The 20,135-nt window shown below is 57.2% G+C and carries 14 protein-coding genes; 1 reads left to right on the forward strand and 13 read right to left on the reverse strand.

Translation table 11 applies throughout. The annotated features are described in order from the left end of the window. Window positions 1-8: 8 nt before the first annotated feature. Window positions 9-2,105, reverse strand: a complete 2,097-nt coding sequence (gene recG / locus JW937_03220; protein MBN1586422.1) for an ATP-dependent DNA helicase RecG — start codon at window positions 2,103-2,105, stop codon at window positions 9-11. 79 nt (window positions 2,106-2,184) lie between these two features. On the opposite strand from recG, the gene rpmB reads away from it, so the two are divergent. Beyond that, window positions 2,185-2,445 (forward strand): 50S ribosomal protein L28, encoded by a 261-nt coding sequence (gene rpmB / locus JW937_03225; GenBank protein MBN1586423.1) that lies wholly within the window; start codon window positions 2,185-2,187, stop codon window positions 2,443-2,445. A gap of 51 nt (window positions 2,446-2,496) precedes the next feature. On the opposite strand, the gene JW937_03230 is transcribed toward rpmB, so the two are convergent. From JW937_03230 to JW937_03285, 12 genes are all read right to left on the reverse strand, one after another. Next, window positions 2,497-3,912, reverse strand: coding sequence for a phosphoglucomutase/phosphomannomutase family protein (locus tag JW937_03230; protein ID MBN1586424.1), 1,416 nt, complete (start codon window positions 3,910-3,912; stop codon window positions 2,497-2,499). Window positions 3,913-3,969: 57 nt separating this feature from the next. After that, window positions 3,970-4,632: a ribulose-phosphate 3-epimerase gene (rpe, locus tag JW937_03235; GenBank protein MBN1586425.1), complete on the reverse strand. Its 663-nt coding sequence runs from the start codon at window positions 4,630-4,632 to the stop codon at window positions 3,970-3,972. After that, a complete protein-coding gene (locus tag JW937_03240; GenBank protein ID MBN1586426.1) occupies window positions 4,629-5,897 on the reverse strand; it encodes an insulinase family protein in 1,269 nt (422 codons plus the stop codon). The genes rpe and JW937_03240 overlap by 4 nt, the downstream gene beginning before the upstream one ends. Before the next feature lie 5 nt (window positions 5,898-5,902). Then, on the reverse strand, window positions 5,903-6,334 hold the full coding sequence (gene ruvX / locus JW937_03245; protein ID MBN1586427.1) for a Holliday junction resolvase RuvX: 432 nt from the start codon (window positions 6,332-6,334) through the stop codon (window positions 5,903-5,905). Then, on the reverse strand, window positions 6,318-7,409 hold the full coding sequence (locus JW937_03250; GenBank protein MBN1586428.1) for a mannose-1-phosphate guanylyltransferase: 1,092 nt from the start codon (window positions 7,407-7,409) through the stop codon (window positions 6,318-6,320). The genes ruvX and JW937_03250 overlap by 17 nt, the downstream gene beginning before the upstream one ends. Beyond that, on the reverse strand, window positions 7,406-8,203 hold the full coding sequence (locus JW937_03255) for a tryptophan synthase subunit alpha (protein ID MBN1586429.1): 798 nt from the start codon (window positions 8,201-8,203) through the stop codon (window positions 7,406-7,408). The genes JW937_03250 and JW937_03255 overlap by 4 nt, the downstream gene beginning before the upstream one ends. A gap of 55 nt (window positions 8,204-8,258) precedes the next feature. Continuing rightward, on the reverse strand, window positions 8,259-9,452 hold the full coding sequence (gene trpB, locus JW937_03260) for a tryptophan synthase subunit beta (GenBank protein ID MBN1586430.1): 1,194 nt from the start codon (window positions 9,450-9,452) through the stop codon (window positions 8,259-8,261). 27 nt (window positions 9,453-9,479) lie between these two features. Further along, complete coding sequence (locus JW937_03265) at window positions 9,480-9,896, reverse strand: four helix bundle protein (protein ID MBN1586431.1); 417 nt, start codon at window positions 9,894-9,896, stop codon at window positions 9,480-9,482. Between the two features lie 41 nt (window positions 9,897-9,937). Continuing rightward, window positions 9,938-10,615 (reverse strand): transposase, encoded by a 678-nt coding sequence (locus JW937_03270; protein MBN1586432.1) that lies wholly within the window; start codon window positions 10,613-10,615, stop codon window positions 9,938-9,940. Window positions 10,616-10,625: 10 nt separating this feature from the next. Further along, a complete protein-coding gene (locus tag JW937_03275) occupies window positions 10,626-10,928 on the reverse strand; it encodes a SpoVG family protein (protein MBN1586433.1) in 303 nt (100 codons plus the stop codon). Between the two features lie 330 nt (window positions 10,929-11,258). Then, a complete protein-coding gene (locus JW937_03280; GenBank protein ID MBN1586434.1) occupies window positions 11,259-17,177 on the reverse strand; it encodes a DUF2341 domain-containing protein in 5,919 nt (1,972 codons plus the stop codon). A 305-nt stretch (window positions 17,178-17,482) separates the two neighbouring features. Then, window positions 17,483-20,135, reverse strand: a 2,653-nt coding sequence (locus tag JW937_03285; protein MBN1586435.1) for a LamG domain-containing protein, incomplete at its 5' end; no start/stop codon positions are given.

Raw genomic sequence — 20,135 nt, forward strand, 5'->3', positions numbered from 1 at the left:
CCGAGATGCTAGATGGATTCGATTTGGGTGTCGCTGCCTTCGAGGATTTGTTTGACGCGCTCGCGCAGCGGACGGTTGGCCTCGCTCTCCAAACGCGGGTCCGCCTCGACTAAAGTTTGGGCAGCTGCCCTCGCCCATTGCAAATGTTCCTCATCCTCTTGGAGCCGAGCCAAGCGCAACAGCGGCACTCCGTGCTGGCGCGTCCCGAAGAATTCGCCCGGACCCCGAATCCGCAGATCCTCTTCCGCAATATCAAATCCGCTGCTAAAACGTGTCATGGCCTCCAGACGCTGCAAACCGACATCTGTCTTAGGTGTGGACACGAGCACGCAATAAGACTCCTCCGTGCCTCGCCCCACCCGGCCGCGCAACTGATGCAGCTGGCTGAGTCCAAAACGATCCGCATGCTCAACCACCATGACCCCGGCCTGCGGCACGTCCACACCCACCTCCACAATGGTGGTGGCTACCAAAACCTTTGCCTCGCCTGCCTTAAAGCGCGCCATGGCCTCTGCCTTTTCCCCGGCCTTCATCCGGCCGTGAATGAGCTCCACACCCCAGCGCCCCAAGGGCCCGGCCGCAAGCTTCTTGGCCTCGGCTGTCGCGGACTTGAGATCACCGGCCTCGGTGTCCTCCACCAAAGGATACACAATATAAACTTGCAAGCCTTCTTTGAGCCGCGCTTCCAAAAGCCCGTCGAGCTTCTCACGCTCCTCTTCCTGAAGCCATAGCGTCCGCACGGGTTTCCTGCCGGGAGGCAGTTCGTCCAGGGTAATGAGATTCAGATCCCCGTACAGGGTGAGAGCCAAACTGCGCGGGATGGGCGTGGCGCTCATCACCAGGATATCCGGGCATTCCCCCTTTTCCAAAAGCACGTTGCGCTGCATCACGCCGAACTTGTGCTGCTCGTCCACAATCACGAGCCCCAGGCGCTTGAACTCCACATCGCTTTGAATGAGGGCATGAGTTCCCACAGCCACCCGGTGCTTGCCCGCTTTGAGGCCGCGTAAAAGCTCCTGCTTCCGGGCCGCCTGCAAATCCCCTTTGAGGAGCACCACTTCTATTCCCACCGGCTCCAGAAGCTCGCTCAGGGTCTGCGCATGCTGGCGGGCCAGGATCTCGGTGGGAGCCATGAGCACGGCCTGGAATCCGCCCTGCAGGGCCGTGACCACCGCATAGGCAGCCACCACGGTCTTGCCCGAACCCACATCCCCTTGCAACAGGCGGTGCATGGGATAGGGCTGGGCCATATCCACTGTGATGTGTTTGAGCGCCCGCTTCTGCGCGCCTGTCAAGGTGAAGGGAAGATTCTCCAAAAAGCGGCGGGTCAGGTCTCCGTCAACGGTGTGCACCACCCCTTGGGTCTGGCTCTCCAGGCGGTAACGGCGCAAAGCCACGGCCGACTGCAGAACCAGGAACTCCTCCCGCACCAAACGCTGCCGCGCCTTTTCCCAGGCCTCCTGCGTCATGGGAAAATGGATTTCCCGGATCGCGTACGGGTGCGGAGGCCAACCCTCGCTCTCATCAAACAATTGCGGGAGCCAGTCTTCGAGCTGCGGCCCGTATTGGGCCAGGGTATTCCACATAATCTGCCGCATGGCGCGCTGGGTCAGATCCTCGGTCAAAGGGTAGACCGGCACCATACGCCCCATGTGCACCTTGGCACCGGGCCCGTCCGCGGCCTCGATCTCCGGGGCCATCATCTGCACACGGCTTCCGTGCCGGTCCAGCTTCCCGTAAAAGAAATACTCCCGGCCCCGCTGCAAAATCTCACGCAAATAGTCCTGGTTAAACCACACGGCCACGACCGAACCGCCGGCGTCGGAAAGCAGGGCCTCGAGCATGGAGCGCCCGTCCTTGAGCCGCCTCGCCTGCACAGAAGACACCGTGGCCCGGAGGGCCTGGGTCTCCCCCGGAGCAGCCTCAGCCAGGGTCCCCCGCACGCGCCGGTCCTCGTAGCGCCGCGGATAGTAATGGATAAGATCCGAGATCGTCTCCACTCCCAGGCGCTGGAGCAGGGCGTAGCGGGCCGGCCCCACACCCTTGATGTACTGGACTGCGCTTTCGAGCGGCTGAGATTGGGCTTGCGGTCCGGCTGGGTTCATGGTAAACTTTCGACTTTGTTATCCCTCTATGGGACGGTGCCTTAGGGCCCTCTTCAGGGCCTCCATCCAGGAGTTTGTAATGGCTAGAATTTGCGACATTTGTGGAAAAACCAGGATACGGGGTCAATCGATCGTCCGCAAGGGTATTCCTAAGAAGAAGGGCGGGATCGGAACCAAGGTCACCGGAATCTCAAGGCGTTGGTTTGTGCCCAATATCCGTAAGGTCCGGGCAATCATGGACGGAGTGCCCAAGCGCATTTCCATCTGTGCCAAGTGCCTCAAAGCCGGCAAGGTGCAGAAAGTCGTGCACCAACACCCGGCCCCCCTGGCCCAAGACTAAAACCTCTGCGAAAATAAGTTCCCGGTGTTCAGCACCACTCGATTCTTGGTGTCAAATACCGAGCGCCAACTCTTTACCCCAACGCAGCAGTTTGCGCGTGGCAACGGTGCTCGAAGATTCGGCGTAAATCCTCAGAATGGGTTCTGTGCCGGAGAGACGGTAAAGCAACCAGCTCCCGTCCTTGGCCACCAACTTCACCCCATCAAAAGTTTTCATCTCCGCCACCGGCTTGGTGCCGAGCTTCTCAGGAGGATTGGCCTTAAGCGCTGGCATAAGCTTGGGCTTGAGTTCTTCAGGGTAGGCAATATCCCAGCGCTCCTGAACAAAAGCGCCGTACTTCTTTTCAACCTCCTCCAAAATCTTAACCACTCCCTTGCCGCGCACGGCCATGAGTTCCAGCAAAAGCATGGCCAAGACCACCCCGTCGCGCTCCGGGATATAGTTCTTGAGGCCGATACCCCCGGACTCTTCACCGCCGATCAAGACATCCTCTTCCTGCATGAGCTTGCAGATGTGCTTGAAGCCCACGGGCGTCTCGTGCAAGACCAGCCCTTTGTCCGCGGCAATGCGATCCAGGAGGCTGGTGTTCGAAAGGGTCTTCACCACCGAGCCGGTCCACTTTTTGTTCTCAGTCAGGTGCAAAAGCAACAGGCTCATGATCTGGCCCGGAGTAATGAAGCTGCCGTCCGGCCGCAGCGCGCCGATGCGATCCGCGTCGCCGTCCGTGACCACGGCGATATCATAGCGTTTGCGTTTGAGCTCCTCGATGGAGGCTTCCAGATAGCGCGGAATGGGCTCCGGATGCACACCGCCAAAAAAGGCATCGCGGTCTCCCCTCACCGTCGTGACCTTGCACTTGCCGCCTGCAAGAAATCGCTCCACCGCATGAGCGCCTGTGCCGTGCATGGAATCCACCAAGACCTTGAACGGACGGCTGCGAATGAGATCCAAATCCACATAGCGCGGAACAAAACGCTCCCAGTCCTTGTCCAGATTAAGAACCTGGATGAGCTTATTGTGCTTCGCCTCTTCCAAAGAAATCTGCCTGACAGGCTCCTGATCCACCAAGGCCTCGACCGCATCGGTGACCTCGGGCGCCACAGGCCCGCCAAAGTCCGCCTTGATCTTGATTCCGGAATATGTATGCGGATTGTGGCTGGCGGTCACAATGATACCGGCCGTGAGCTTGCGTTTGACAATTGCGTAACTCACCACCGGCGTGGAGCAGGGCGAATCCGACAGCAGGATTTCAATCCCGTTACCCGCCAGCACCTCAGCGACTGTTTGCGCAAATTCTTCGGAGAGAAAGCGGCGGTCAAAACCCACAACCATGCGCGGAATTTCCGGCAAAGTCTGCTTCTTGTAGTAAAGAGCGATGGCCTGGGTCAGGCGCCTTACGTTTTCAAAGGTAAACGGGCCGGCAATAATCGCGCGCCAACCGTCGGTTCCGAATTTGATATCAGACATTTGCCTTCCTATGTTTCACAGTTTCACGGTGCCAGGCACTGGTGCCAGGCACCGGTGTCAGGCACCGGTGTCAGGCACCGAACTGCACCAACTCCGCAGGCGTTGGATCGGCTCTGCATAATCTGCAGCCCCGAACACATACGTTCCTGCCACCAAGATTTCAGCGCCTGCCCGGGCTGCAAGAGGGCCTGTCTCGTGCGTAATGCCTCCGTCAATTTCCAGATCCCCCTTAAAGCGCGCGCGGATGGCCGCGACCTTGGGCAGAACCTCCTCCATAAAGGACTGCCCGCCAAAGCCCGGAAACACCGACATCACCAGCACCAGATCCGCCCCCTCCAAGTAAGGGAAGATCGCCTCGGCCGGAGCATCCGGATTCAGAGACACCCCCGCGCGCACACCCAGGGACTTAATCTGTTTGAGGACCTCACCCGTGCGCTCCTTACAGACTTCCCAGTGGACCGTGAGCACATCGCTGCCGGCCTTGGCAAAAGGCTCCAGGTATTTCTCCGGGTTGTCAATCATCAGATGCACATCCAAGGGCAGTTGCGTGTGCGGGCGCATGGCCTTGACAATGACCGGACCCAGCGTCAGGTTATTGACGAAGTGCCCGTCCATTACATCCACGTGCAGCCAATCCGCACCGGCCTTTTCGCAAGCCTTGATCTCCTCCCCCAGGCGGGAAAAATCACAAGACAGCAGCGAGGGGGCAATTCGTATCATCGTTTAATCACCTTCTCAATCTTTACACGATCCTTATCCTTAAAGGGTCCCACGGCGCTCAAACAAAGCTTGCTCTGTTTAAAGACCTTCTTGGCCACGCGAAAGACATCGTCCGGCGTCACTTGAGAGATTTCCGCAAGAATCTCCTGCGGTGTACGGATGCGCCCGTGAGCCAACAAATTCTCACCCATCCAAACCATGTGATCCATGGTGTCTTCCAACCCCATCTGGACCTGACCCGTGTAGTAATCGCGCGCGCGCCTGAATTCCGCGTCGCCAATCTTGCGTTTGGTCATGCGATCCAATTCCTTGAGAATCAAGCCGATGGCCTGGTGCGTCTTGTTGAACTCCACTCCCGCGTGCACCATAAACGCTCCCGTGTCCGCGAACATTTTCAGATGGGTACCGATTTCGTAGGCCAGACCGCGCTTTTCGCGCACTTCCCTAAACAGACGCGAGGACATGTTTGCGCCGAGCACCACATGCAATAGCGTCAGCGCGTAGCGGTCCGGATCTTGGCGCGACAAACCGGGCAGGCCCATGGCCATATGCGTTTGCTCGGTATTTCCCGCGCACAGCTTGATCCGGAACTTGGATTTGTTTGAAGCAGTGGCGCGTATGCCCGGCTTGGTTCCGCCCTTGGCTTTGGCAAAAAACTCTTCGGTTAATTCCACCAGGCCCTGGTGACGCACATTGCCGGCTGCGACCACAAAAATATTCTTAGGCGCGTAGTAGCGGTCCCGGAATCCCCGAAGGTCCTTACGCGTAAACGCGCTGACGGTCTTCTCAAAGCCCGCAATCGGTCGGCCAAGGGACTGGCCCGGCCAGAGCAGAGCATCGAGTTCGTCATAAGCTCGCTGGGAAGGCAAATCGTGATACATACGAATCTCTTCGATGACCACGCCCTTTTCTCTTTCAATATCCTCAGCCGCAAGGCGGGCATTGAGCACGATATCGCTCAACACATCAACGGCCACAGGCACGCGCGTGCCCAGGACCTTGGCCAGATAGCAGGTGGCCTCTTCCGCGGTAAAGGCATTGAGTGTGCCCCCCACGCCCTCGACCGCTTGTTTGAGTTCCTCGCATTCGCGCTTGGACGTGCCTTTGAAAACCGCATGCTCCAAAAAGTGCGACACACCGGCCAGGCGCACGGGCTCATGGCGGGAGCCGATCGCGACCCAAATCCCGATGGAGGCCGAAGACATGCCGTAAAGAAAACGGCTGGCGACGGTGATTCCGTTTTTGAGTTTTGTGATTTCGTACATTGACTCTATGAGGGGTTGGGCCGCGAATCCAAATAGCTTTGTAAGAGAATTTGCGCGGCGAGTTTGTCCGTAATTTGTTTGCGTTTTTTGCGACCGACATCCGCGGAGAGGAGCACACCCTCGGCCTGAGCTGAAGTGAGGCGCTCGTCCCACATTTTTACTTTGAAGCCCGAGGCGCGGAGCTCTCCGGCCAAGGCCTCCGCGGATCCGGCCTGCGCTCCCCTGCTTCCGTCCATATTGAGAGGCCATCCTACCACGAATTCCGCGACCTCGTACTCCCCGGCCAAACGGAGCAACGCCTTCAAAGCCTGCTCCGGAGTCTCAACCTGAATACTGGGCAAACCCTGAGCCGTGATGCCCAGCGGATCGCTCACCGCAAGGCCAATGCGTTTGGTCCCCGGATCGATCGCAAGGATACGGTTAGGCGTATCGACCAAGCTTGTTCCCCTTCAGACTCTCCACGATTTCTTTCACGCGGTGGGCTTCGGATTTTTTGCAGACAAGGGTGGCGTCTTCGGTGTGCACCACAATCACGTCTTCCAACCCAACCGCAGCAATCAGATGGTCTTGCTCCCCGGCAAACACGCAGCCCTTGCTGTCCAGCGCCAGAGTTGTACCCAAGCCCACATTACCGGAACCATCCGCCTTGACCAGACTCTCCAGACTGCGCCACGAGCCCACGTCCACCCAGTCGAGATTCGCCTCCACAGTGAGGACCTTCTTGGTCTTCTCTAACACGCCTTTGTCTACAGAAACACCCGGCAGAGTCACGTAAAGCGAATCCAGTTTGGCGACAGCACCGCGCTTGCCCCAGATTTTTTGAAGTTGCGCGCATACTCTGTGCAGCCGGGGCATATGCATGGAAAGAGCCCGTTCGTAGACCCCAACTTTCCAAAAAAAGATTCCGCTGTTCCAGAGGGCCCGGTTGCGTTCAATAAGGAGTGCGGCTTGCTCGGCCGGCGGTTTCTCCACAAAACGCGCCACCGGCCACACGCCTTTGCGCGCGGTTCCGGCAACGCGTTGCTTTTTGCTCGGCACGATGTAGCCGTATTCGGGCGTGGGGTATGCGGGCTTCAGGCCCAAGGTAACGAGCGCGTTGTGGTCCGCGGCGGTGCGCGCAGCCAAGCGCACGACACGCTCGTACTCCCCGAGGCGTCCGATCACGTGATCCGCGGGCGAAGCCCACAAAACAGCCTCGGGATCGCGATGCGCCAGCTCCAGGCCGGCCAGGGCAAGGGCTGCGGCCGTGTTGCGGCGATAGGGCTCAGCCAAAATATTTTCTCCGGGAAGGCCGAGGCGCTGCTTGCGGATTTGGCGGGCTTGGTCTTTGTGCGTGACGATGAGAATGCGCGACTTGGGCACAATGCGCGCAATGCGCTGCACTGTTTGGCGCAGGAGTGTTTGGCTGCTGCCGGCAATACGGATGAGCTGTTTGGGAAGGTGCTTCCGCGATTGGGGCCAGAGCCGGTGGCCTGAACCTCCTGCCAAAATGACCGCGTAAAGTTGTTTCATTCCCCGTGCGCTGCCTTAATGAGCGGCCGCACAAAACGCTTGAGCGCGTTGACTGCTGCGGCTCCCTTTTTGCCTTCCACACTTTTGACGACTGCGCTGCCGACAATGATGCCGTCCGCGTGACGGCGAAGGCGGCGGACCTGCTCCTGCTTGGACACGCCGAATCCGACGCAGACCGGAAGGCGGCTCTGGTGACGGACGCGGTCGAGTTGGCCCGTGAGGTCTGCGGGCAGATCGGCGCGTGCGCCTGTGGTGCCTGTGATCGAAACATAATACAGGAAGCCACGGCAGACGCGGTTGATGCGGCGCAGGCGGTCGGCCGAGCTCGTGGGCGCAGCTAAAAAGATGGTGTCTATGCGCGCGGCGCGGGCTGCCGGGATAAGATCCCCGGCTTCCTCCGGCGGGAGATCCGCGCAGATCAGGCCGTCCACGCCGGCCGCGCGGGCCTGGCGCATAAAGTGGGCCAGGCCCCGGCGAGCCACGATATTGTAGTAGGTCATCATGACGATCGGGATCCCGGAGCGCTTGCGGACTTGCGCGGCCAAGTCCATGGCCTTTTGCGCGGTCATGCCCGCTGCCAGGGCTTGAGTGGAGGCTTTTTGGATGGTGGGGCCGTCTGCGAGCGGGTCGGAAAACGGAATGCCGATTTCAATGATGTCCGCGCCCTGGTCCTCGAGCGTGCGGATGAGATCCAGACACGTGCGCGTGTTCGGATAGCCCGCCGTAAGATACGGAATAAAGGCCGATTGACCGGCCTTCTTGAGTCTCGTAAAAGCCTGCGTGATCCGCGTCATATTTCCCTAATCCCGGTGCCAGGCACCGGTGCCAGGCACCAGTGCCTGACACCGTTCATAACTCCTCTCCCAACACTTTAGCGATTTGGTTGACGTCCTTGTCCCCCCGTCCTGAAAGGCATACCGCAATCACCGAGGACTTGGACCACTTCTTGGCCACTTTCTTGAGTTGGTAAATGGCATGCGCGGTCTCCAGCGCCGGGAGAATGCCTTCCGTACGCGCCAACAGCTGAAAACCCTCCAGGGCCTGCGCATCGGTCACACCCGCATACTGCGCCCGCCCCGAATCCTTATAAAAGGAATGCTCGGGCCCCACGCCCGGGTAGTCCAGGCCCGCGCTCACGGAATGCGGAAGCTGAACCTGCCCGTCAGCGTCCTGCAATAAACGGCTCGCGCTGCCATGCAAATACCCTGTGCTACCCTTGGCCAAGGTAGCCGAGTGCTTCTGCGTATGCAGCCCATGCCCCGCAGCCTCCACCCCCAGCATCTGTACCTTTTCATCCTTATAAAAGGGATGGAAGAGGCCGATCGCATTGGAGCCTCCTCCCACACAGGCCACCAAAAGATCCGGCAGCTTGCGTTCAGACCGGAGGATTTGCCTGCGTGCCTCAATGCCGATCACGGATTGGTACTCACGCACCATTTCCGGATAGGGATGCGGCCCCACCACCGATCCGATCACGTAGTGCGTGGTGCGCACATGGGTCACCCAGTCGCGAATGGCCTCGTTGGTGGCATCCTTGAGCGTGCGGGATCCGGAATCCACAGGAATCACGGTAGCTCCTAACTGCTTCATTTTAAAAACGTTAAGAGACTGTCTATGGACATCCTCGCGGCCCATGTACACCACGCACTCCAAGCCGAAAAGCGCACAGGTCGTGGCCGTGGCCACCCCATGCTGGCCTGCCCCGGTCTCGGCAATAATGCGCTTCTTGCCCAGCCGGCGCGCCAACAGAACCTGGCCCAAGGTGTTGTTGAGCTTATGGGCACCCGTATGCAGCAGGTCCTCGCGCTTCAAATAAATCTTGGCCCCGCCGAGGGCCTCGGTCAGCCGGCGCGCAAAATAAAGCGGCGTGGGCCGGCCGGCATAATGTTCCAGATAGTGTTTGAGCTCCTTCCTGAAGGAAGGGTCTTTTTTGAATCGACGGAAGGCGGCCTCCAGTTCATCCAGTGCAACCATGAGGGTCTCCGGCACATACTTGCCGCCGTAGGGGCCGAAGTGTCCGCGTTTGTCGGGGATTCTGGGCATGGGTTGTGTTTGTCCCGCCCGGAAGAGTTATACGGAGCTTGGTACCGCCGGTTCGGCAGGCTCAATCATCCGCAATCTCTTCATCAGGGCGGCAATGCTCGCGCGCGCTCTGCGCACTTGGTCATACAGGGCATGGAATGCTTCCTCCGACAGGTAGCCCATGGCCCTGGCCACGTGTAAACACGATTGTACCTCAGAAGTTGCCCGCGTGGCTATACTTAGGGCATCGTCCGGCGGCTCCAAGGCCTCCGCATCAAGCGCGTCAGCCAAACGGCTCATGAGCGTGACCGAGGCCTCCCGGAGTTGCTCCTTCAGGGGCAGGTTCCGCCCCAGCTGGCCCTGGTGTATCAAATCATAGACCGCAACAGTCAGAGTCTTGGCTTCCTTCCATGCAGGCATCTCCTCCAAGTTGATCCCGGCCCTCATCTCGATTTTCCGTGGCATCGTATTCTCTCCTTCTCTATGTTTCGTTTCGTGTTTCGGTGTCAGGCACTGGTGCCAGGCACCGGTGCCTGGCACCATTCCTCTTTCACTCTGTCTATGAAGTCCCGGGATCCCAGAAACCGGTTCTCAATGACTTCGTCCTCTAAATTGCGCTTCCTCGCGAGTCCCTCAATCGTAAACTCGTGGAATCTTCGCCGCACACTCTCAAAATCCTCCGTCTTGCCGTTTTTCCTGAACCAATCCAGAATGTAATCCCGGTCCAACAGATCATTCTGTTCCTCGCTCATGTACCACCCGTAACTGCTCCAAGGGTACTGTTCAGGCCAACGCGTCAGTCCCGACCGGACGGGATTCAGATGGATATAGCGATTCACTTCCAAAGCGTAAGTCTCCTCCTCCACAAGTATGGGCTTGTACCGCCCCTGAAAAACATGCCCTACCCTTCCATAGGTCCGGTTAACGTATTTCGTATAGGCGGTATGGACGGCTTGCATGGCAAGGTGGATGGGGAAAGCTCCTGCCCTGATCATAAGATGGATATGATTCGGCATCAGCGCATAGGCCAAAACCGTGCAGTCATACTTCTTAACATTTTCTCTGAGCAGATTCAGATACTTGAAGTAATCCCGGTCTGACAGGAATACCGGTTCGCGATTATCACCGCGCGCAATGACATGATAGAGGGCACCTGGGTAATAGATATGATTGGGCCTTCCCATCGCTTCACCGCTAATTTGATTCCGCAGGCAAAGGCGACAGCTCTGCCTGATCGGAGTCCTGTTCTGCCTTTTCATAGGCAGCCATGATTGCCTGGTGAAGCCGCGACCGGAGGTCTCCCTTGAGAGGCTTGACCTTGTCGTACCAGAGACCGTCCTTTCCCTGTTCGCGGGGCATGCTCACAAACAACCCGTTACGGCTGTGAATAAGCATGATTCCCTTGACGAGCAATTCCTCGTCAAATTCGACATCCGCAAAGGCCTTGACACGATTCTCGCCCTCGATCCTGTGCAGTCGCACCACATTGATTTCCATCGTCTTTCTCCTTTCCAGGCAACGTTTGTTTCGCCAAAGATAGTCTTACTGATTCCTCGAGATCGAGGCACAAGAAAAAGTCTAACCCAATATACTTTTTTGTCAATACCTAAACGCATGTAAATTATTTTGCATACGTAAGTTACTGATACTTCGATTATATTAAGTTCCATGAAAGAAAACTTTACTAAGGTTGGCTCGGAGGGCGCGACTTCTCAATATTACCGAAAAAGTCTTAGATAATACGCAGCTTAGTTTGATGTTTCACGAGGGTGTGTTTCACGGTGCCAGGCACCGGTGCCTGGCACCCGTGCCTGACACCGGTTTTGATTACCACTGTTTGGGGCGTTTGATGCCGTCGGCGGGTACAAAGCCGCCGTGGCGTATATATTTGGGATTGCCGATGTAGATGTGCGGGTCACCACGGCCGACGCTCGGGGCATCCAGGTCGGACTCCTGGCGAATCAGCAGAATATCGGTCTGCAGGAGGTTCTCGATCGGTGAAGTCGAATACGCACCGCTGCGCAAGCGGCCGCGGATGTAATACAAGTCCGAAGACCCATTCACGGAGTATAAGGACCAATCTAAGGGCTCTCTCCACAAGAAAGTGCCTTCCCGGGTGACTAGGCTTGTCCCAAACACACTCTCTCCCACCCCCAAGGGACTCCATGCGCTCCCATTCCAATATTCATAGCCCATACCCAAAGCCGAAGACTCGTAGTCGTCGAAGAAAATGGTCCCCGAGGTACTTGAATCCACACCTTCAGCTCCCAAGATTACATATCCAACATCAACATTGTCATTGTCTATACCAGAAACAGTCTCAGCATTCTCGCCGTCAACAGCAAAACTAAAATAGCCATTATTGGCCCCAGACGCACTCGCCGCATGCCATTCCAATTGGATAAGATGCCACTGATTCATATCGAGCAACACCGTACTGCTATATTTGGTGTAACTTCCTCCTGTTGCATCGAGGACTTGAAGAAAGTGACCAAAACCCGCAGAGTATTCCATGTTTATTAGAAAGGCATCATCCCAAGGGTTGTTGTACTCCACAACATCGAGGATTGTGAAATAATCTCCGTCTCCCATCGCCAAATTATTCGGATGGAACCAAAACCTAGCACGCCAATCGGTTGCCCCAGGCACCTCATCCTTCACCCAAATATTGTTCGTATCGTCAATCACCGCCTGAAGGCCGTAGTCCCCGGTGTGCGCTGCGGCGGCAGTCACCGAGAGATCCCCGCTGTCCGTCTGGGTTTCATACCAGGAAGACATGTTGCCGCTCTCGAAACCGTCGCTAAAGGTATTACTGGAAGTCACGCCCACAGTCCGCAGGTCGGTGTTGAGCCCCGTAAACTTGGAGTCCGAACCCAAGAACAAATATTCCCCCCGGTTACTGGCATCATCGGCTTCAAAGGCCAGCTCCAGATCACGCGAGGTATCGTTCAAGTACTCGGCGGAAGGCGCGCCTTTTACCGCGTCCCATACTCGGAACTCGTCGATAACGCCCAAGCAAGGATCTGTCCCGTCGCTCTTATTGCCAATTCTCAAATTGTACGACGATATATCTATGCTGCCGTGATTGGTAGTCTGTAAACCTTCATTAACGCCATCCAAATAAAGATAGTTCAGATTGTTGTCTGTGTCATAGGTAAGGCGCACATGATGCCAGGCCCCATCGAAGATATTGACTTCCGTTGAAGACCAGTTGCTCCAAGTCGCGTTGTTTACGGCAAAAACAATATAGGTGTCCGCTGTGCCGCGTTGCAAATCAAACTGGTCGTCGCCTTCGGTGGTTGTGAAGAATGTCAGATAATCGTTTGAGGTTCCGGTTAGCTTGTACCAAAAGTCAATTGTCCCGGTTGTGGCTCCGACATGGTCTAACATAGGAACCTGGAGATACTCCCCGTTGGCATCGATCAGCGCCCCATTCCCCACCTTACCGGCCACAAAGGTGGCATTGGTCACCGTGCCGGCGCCACCCACCTCCGGGCTGGTCACGTCGCCGCTGGAGTCCAAGGTCGAATACCAGGTCAGGTCGGACGCGTACTCCAGGCCGCCCTCGGCCACCTGCTCCAGACTCGGGTTGCCCCCGCCGTAAATGCGAAATTCATCGATGATGCCACTGGCTGGGCTGCCTGCAGCGCGGCTCACATGAATCGCTGAATCGAGAGTCAGATTAGCGGAATTGTAGTCATCGGTATCATCTGTATGCGGCGGCTCCTGCCCGTTCAGGAATATACGAACTTGCTCGGACGCAGTGGCAGTATCATCCCATTCCACCCGAATATGCACCCATTCATCAGCAATCCAGGAATAGTTCGAAGAAGTGATTGTGGTGTTAACTGAAGTCGCATTTGAGTTGATCCAAGATTCCAAGTCATTGTCCGCCTGCTTGTACAAACGCATGCTGTTGCTGCCGTCGTAGTACATTAAGTATAGATAGTGCAGAGTGTTGTCATTATGGTTGTAATCCGGCTGATACCAAAACTCGATCGCTCCCTTGGCCTTATTGAAATTCCCGGCATCCGCTCCGGTGATATTGACGCGAAACTCTTCGTTTGCGTCAAAGAGCGCCCCGTTTCCATAGCGGCCCGCAACATAGGTCACACCCGCATCCACTGCCCCTGCACTCCCCACATCCGGGCTCGTCACCGCTGTCGAACTCTCCAGAGTTGACGCCCACAACAACTCGTCCGCAAAAAACGCCGCGCTCACAGGCTTGCGCGCCACGGTGTAGTCCTTGGCATCGACCAAAGCGCCTTCCACACCATCCACCAAGAATGCCTGCGGCATCTCCGAATCCCGCCACCCGCGCACCTTGTACACAGGCGTGTGGCGCACGCCCGGGCCGATGTAGGACTCGCTGACCACCAAGTCATCGATGAACCACTGATTGTTGACGGAATCCATTCGCAACCGGATCTCGTCGTGGTCGGAGGTGCTGCCTGTGGCCAATCCCGTGGCGCTATACACCAACACCCCGTCCAGCCACATATCCACGGTTCCGGCTGTGGCGTGGCGCAGCACCCTGGCCTCTATGCAGTACCAACGGCCGGCTTCGATAACGCTGTCACTTCCGGCTGCGTTCCAAGAGCCGCCATTATAGGTTTCCAAAAGCAGCTCATTTTGACCACTCTTTTCCACGAGCCCGAAGCCGGCGTTGGACCCATCCGAAGTGTCCAACAAGTACATAAAGACATCACCGTTGTTCTCCCCTGACCACCCCTCATAATCCAGCATGTAGTAGAAACGAACGTAGAGTTCACTGTATGTGCCCGGCCAGTCATAGTCGGCCACTGCAGTACCCGCGCTACCGCCTTGAGTCATCCGGACCGCATACTGCCCGGAATGCACAGTGCCGGTTTCATTCCCCGCAATCGTGGACCCGGTATTCCACCCTCCAACCCAGCCATCCCCCCCGTCGGTCAGGTCCGAATCCCCTCCCTCAAACCCGCACAAGCACACCGGGGCCCCATGCGCGGTCACCGGCTCCAGCGCCATCACAAGCTCGTCGGAGTCGAACTGGGCGGTATACGCGCCCTCTCCGGCGTTAATATTGGCCGGGCCGATGGGACTGGCACTCACAACCACATCGTCAAAATAGAGGATATTTCCGGCTGTGGCTGACCAGGTTCCTCCGAAATACTTGTGATCCGCATCCAGGGCGCCGGTATCAATGCCGGACTGCGATAGAACATTCACCCCATCCACCCACAAGTCAACGCTCCCCGCAGATCCGTCCCGCACCACCTTGAATTCAATGCAGTACCACTGTCGGGTGTTGAGATAACCGTCGCTGCCTGCGGCGTAATAATTATCCACGTCATCCTTAACCTTGAGTTCCAGATTCCCGGCTGCATCTTGTTGGATCATCAGCTGGGTATCGTCACCGGTGTAACTTGTGTCGTTCAGATTGACCAAGTAAAGAGTGCTGCCGGTACTCAAGGTCTCTGTGTCGATGTAAATATAGAAACGCATATACACAGTCGACATATTGCCTTCTTTGTCCACGTAAGAAGACTGAGAGGCATCTGTCGTGACCTTCATGGAATAGGCGCCGGAATAAACTTGGGCAGTCGCATTACCCACAATTGTGGCCGACCCTGAGGCATTTCCGTCATCCCAACCATCCCCTCCGTTTGACAGATCCGGATCCGCGCCTTCAAAATCACACGCAAACAGCACCTCCGCGCCGAGCTCCTCCCGATCATCGAGTTCGTCCCAGGCGGCCCCCTGCCAGAACTCCAACGCATCCGGACTCGTCAGATCGTGGAGGAGACCGGCGCGCTCCGCAAAGGTGTCCAACTCGGTCTGCGGCCTAAGAAGAATGCACCAGTCAATGGTGCGCCTTCCGTCCACCAGGATGCCGCCCGCAGTGCCGTATTCATAACAACGCAGGTTTTCGCCGGAAGTGGTGTATTGCCACATCGGGCTATCGGTGGGGGGCGCAAACCGGCGGTTCAGAGGAAGACTCACAAAGACATCCTGATACCCGCCCGTTCCCTGAAGGACGCAATACTGCTCGGAAGGGTCAAAAGCCGTGTTGGGCGCCCGGGAAGTCTCCCCGGCTCCGTTACCGGAAAGCAGGTTGGTTTCGAATACTCCCACAGTTGCCGGGTCCACAGTAATGGGTATCCACCAAAAATCATCACTGCCCCCCGCAGTGTCCAAGGTAATGCCGCTGTGGAAGTCATAATCCGAATGCACGAACACGCCTTCGGGGGTGAAGGTGTATTCCTCCAGAACGGAAACCGCATCCGTCCCGTCAGTCACGTATTGCCAGTTTGTCGATGAGCTCACGTGCCCTTCAACGCGGATCCTGACCCTCACCGGTGTCGCCTCCAATACGGTGGTTTTCCGGTAATCATCATTTGCAAGACTATATGTCACTCCCTCTTCATGAATGAATGGGCTTACAGACCGCACCACTTCATCCGGATTCGCGGCATCTTCATAGAGATCATAAAACATCAAGTATTCATCACTCCCTAGTGGATCATCGGTGCGCAGGACAGCCCGGTAGCGGTTGGGGACATCGATCTGGATGGTGGTGTCAGTCTGCGTAACCGTGAGCCACGGCGGCCCGGATTCCTCGGTGCCCTTGGAATAAAAGGCCGTAATGTTGTTGTTGATCGTGTTGTAGGTGGTGCTTAGCCAATCCTCGGTACGCGCCTCGGTGGAAAAGCGCAATTCGTCCAGGAAACCGTCGGTATAGGAGGCCCCGCCGAACCACAGGTCATCGTCCGACGGGTAGCAGGTCCCACTGGTCGAACCCGTTGACGTATCGGTGTCGCTGCCGTTCAAATAAACACGGGTCGTGTCGCCGTCGCGCACCCCAGCCACATAGTACCAGGTGTCCACAGCAATGGTGCCGGCCGTGCCGTAGGCATAGACCGAGTCGCTCGAATTGTTGCGGTAGACAAACAAGGGACGGTTTGAATAGTCCTTACTCATGGCCACATAATACGACTGGTAGGGGGCGCCATTATGACCCTTAAAAACAATGTCCGCATTTGAGGCCCGAGTGATAGGCAAATTGTCCATGCGGACCCAGCCCTCCACGGTCATATCCCCGGCCGGCGTAAAATCATCGTGGTCATCGATCTGTATTCCGTCATTGCTGCCGTCCAACTGGATGGCGCCGTCCCCTATCCCGGCCGCATCCGGATTGGAGCCAGTGCCGTCAATGGTGACACTGTCCGAATCGTGGCCGTTCCGAGTGCTGTCCTTGAAGTCCGTGGCCCCTGTGGTCGTTTCCTGCAAGTGATGCACGAAAAGAAAGCTTTCATCCCAGGTTTCCTGAACATTCTGCTGATCAGAAGCGTCCGGGTTGCCGTAGTACATATAGATCACCGTGTCGTCGTCACAGTCCAAGACCGGCACCTTGACCCAGGCCAGCAAGGCGCCCGTTGAACTGGAGTAGCTCTCGATCTCATGCATGAGCTTGTTGCGGTGGGTCGCGTCCGTAAACAAGATGTCCTGCCCCCCGGATTGGGCCTTGTCGCGCAAGTCCGTGTCCGTTTCCTCGATCATTACCGGGAAGCTATACAGATCAGAGGTCCCGCTGACCCGCGCGTTGTCTATTGTGATCTTCTTACGGCAACTCCAGTCGGGATGATGCCAGGAGGCGGCCCGAGCGGGGGGCGCAGTCATCGCGAGGAGCGCGCACACAACCGTCATTGCGAAGAGCGTCGTCATTGCGAGCCCGAAGGGCGCGGCAATCTTTGCGGAACGGGACATAGATCGCTTCACTGCGTTCGCGATGACGGAAGGGGCTGGGCTCGCAAGGACGGTCCGGACCTTGCCGCGGGGTGACAGCGGGGTCTTCGTCATTGCGAGGAGGCCGCAGGCCGACGAAGCAATCTTTGCGGAGCAGCCGGACATAGATTGCTTCGCCTTCGGCTCGCAATGACGGTTTGTGGCGATCTTTAGTGGTGTCATAAGGCTCACTTTCAGGGACGGTTCTTACGTCCCTCCGAGGGCATGTTTCACGCATGTTCCACGGTGTCAGGCACCGGTGTCAGGCACCAGTGCCTGACACCAAGTCAATCCACATTGATTCCGTCCAGACTCACTCCTTCAAACAAGGTCGCGCCGGCGGACTCACCCGTCGAGCCGCCGCCGGCCGGCACCACTTCAAACGTGGTCGAATCCGCGCTTACGTCGGTCAAGTACTGCAGAACCATGACGTCGGTGAGAATCGTATCTTCCACCGGATCCACCGTGTAAGAGTCCCCGTTGGCCATGTGGCAGCGCACGTAGTACATACTGCCCGAACCGTTCACGGAGTAGCGTTCCCAGTCGGCCGGCTCATTCCAGTGCAGGGCGCCGGAGGCCTTGAACTCGCTCACGCCTTCCACGCTCTCACCCACGCCCAACGCGCTCCAATCCGAGCCGTTCCAGTACTCCCAAATCACTTCCACTGTGCCGGTGCCCGCGGTGGCGAGCTCCACGTTCATGCCGGTGAATTTGGTATCGCTCGCAAAGTAAAGATAGTCGCCTCGGCCACTGGTGTCCACGCCGGTGATGTCCAGGGTGTCGTTGACGCCGCCCCTGGAAAGATAATCCGTCACCAGCGGGTCCGAGTCCGGCGGCAGCACGCGGTCGTAGATGCGGAAGTCATCGATGATGCCGCCGCAACGGCGGGTGCCATCAAAAATCTTCCCGCCGATCCCCAGGTTGTTTCCGGTCACTGTAATATCGGAAAAGGCAGCCCCGCTAAGCGGTCCTTGGGAAACGCCGTCGATATAGAGGTAGTAAGAATCATTGACCGTATCGTAAGTGACGCGAAGGTGGTGCCAGGACTGGTCAAATACGTTCGTGTTCACGGTCCATTGCTCTCCGCCCTCATTGTTGATCTCAAATCCGATGAGGTAATCGTCTGAGTACCGATCCAGTTTGAATTCATCATCGCCTTCGCTGCTGCTGAAGAAGCGGGCCGTGCCGGAAGGATCGCCAGTACACCTGTACCAAAACTCAATGGTGCCGGTTTGAGGGTCCAGGTTGCCGGCCATGGGGATCGCCGCATATTCCCCGTCTGAATCGCATAGCATGCCGCTGCCCTTGTACCCTGTGGTAAAGGTGGCATTGGTCACGCTGCCGCCGGCAACGCCGATATCCGGGAAGCTTACTTCGGTCGCGCTCTCCATGGCACAGTAGAAGGCGGGTGAAGGATACACATCCGCGCCGCCGCGCGCGATCTGCGTGGGGTCAATGGAGGAGCCGCCGTAAACGCGGAATTCGTCGATCACTCCGTTCGCCTCCTCCGCTCCTGTGGAGGTGTGATTACCTATGTACAGCACCGTCGGAGTCGTCATACTTGACGAATTTAAATCGGTCCCAGAGTCAGTATGAACGACCTCCACCCCGTTCACGTAAAACCGCTGCTGGCTGGCCAAAGGCAACGAATCATCCCATTCCGCCCGGAAATGCACCCATTCCCCGGCACTGTAGCTGTAGTCAGTGCTCCCGACAGACAAGTTGACAGAGGTCCCTCCCTGATTGAGTTGCCAGATCATGCTGTTATTACTATGCTTGTACAGGCAGATCCGGTTCGGATTGTCGTACTCAAAGGAAAAGTACGCATGATAATTGTTATCTGTGTGATCATGATCAGGCTTATACCAAAATTCAACCACGCCCCCCGCTTTGTGAAAGTCGCTTCCCTCGGTCACTGAAACCGCAATGTGCTCGCTGTTCGCATCAAACAAGGCGCCCATTCCGTATCGACCTGTTGCGAAGGTTGAACTATTGACCGTGCCTGCACTCCCCACATCCGGGCTCGTGACGGCGCCGGCACTTTCGAGGGTGGAATGCCACAGCAGACTGTCCGCCCGCCAGGCCATGGATAGAGGCTTGACGGCCGCGTTGTAATCGGTGCCCAGGGTCTTGGCCGTGCCTTCCACACTCAGCGTGGCCGGTGCTGTGGGCAGGCGCCAGCCGCGCACCTTAAAGGCCGGGGTGTAGCGCGTGTAGGTGCCGCCGTCCAAATCGAGGGTCACCTGGTTGGACTGGGTGCCGCTTAAAGGATTAAGGACATACCCCGCGCACCAGCGCGGGTCGTCCGTTCCAACGGCGCTCGTCGCGCCCAAAGTCCCATTGTTTCCGTTGCCGGAAATGTCCGGCACATTCTGCCCAAAGCCCTGGTCCAGGCGCCAGTAGCCCACCAGCCCCGTACTACCGGGATCGATTTGCTTATACATATTGTCTTGGATCTGCTGTTGGGTACGGGCAACATTCCATACACGGATTTCGTCCAACTGGCCTTCCCATGTGTAGCCGGTACTGCCCGTACCGATGCCCAAAGCATTATCGCTCTGATTAATCGTGGCTGTCACAGTGATTGTGTCTGTCTGGAGAACACCATTAATGTATAGAAAGCCGGTATCACCGGTTTCCGTGCGGTCATATGTTCCAGCTAGGTGCACCCACTCGCCCGTACTGAGACCTGAATCCGCCCGCGCGTATTCGCCTCCGCCGTCATCCACGCCATTGATCCCGAATCCAACGACATCCGCCATGGTCGCATTGGAGCTCCCATAGATCCACAGAATATAATTCTTGTTTCCAATATCCTTTTCTACAACACGATGCATGGTCGTATCGGCCACGCCGTCCCAGCGCACCCAGGCTTCAACGGTCACGGCGTCCGCGGGTTTGAGCGAGACACTCGAAGGCACGTTGACGTATTCGGCGTTC

The sequence above is a fragment of the Candidatus Omnitrophota bacterium genome, from assembly GCA_016929445.1.
In the GTDB taxonomy this organism is placed as follows: Bacteria; Omnitrophota; Gorgyraeia; order JAFGIU01; family JAFGIU01; genus JAFGIU01.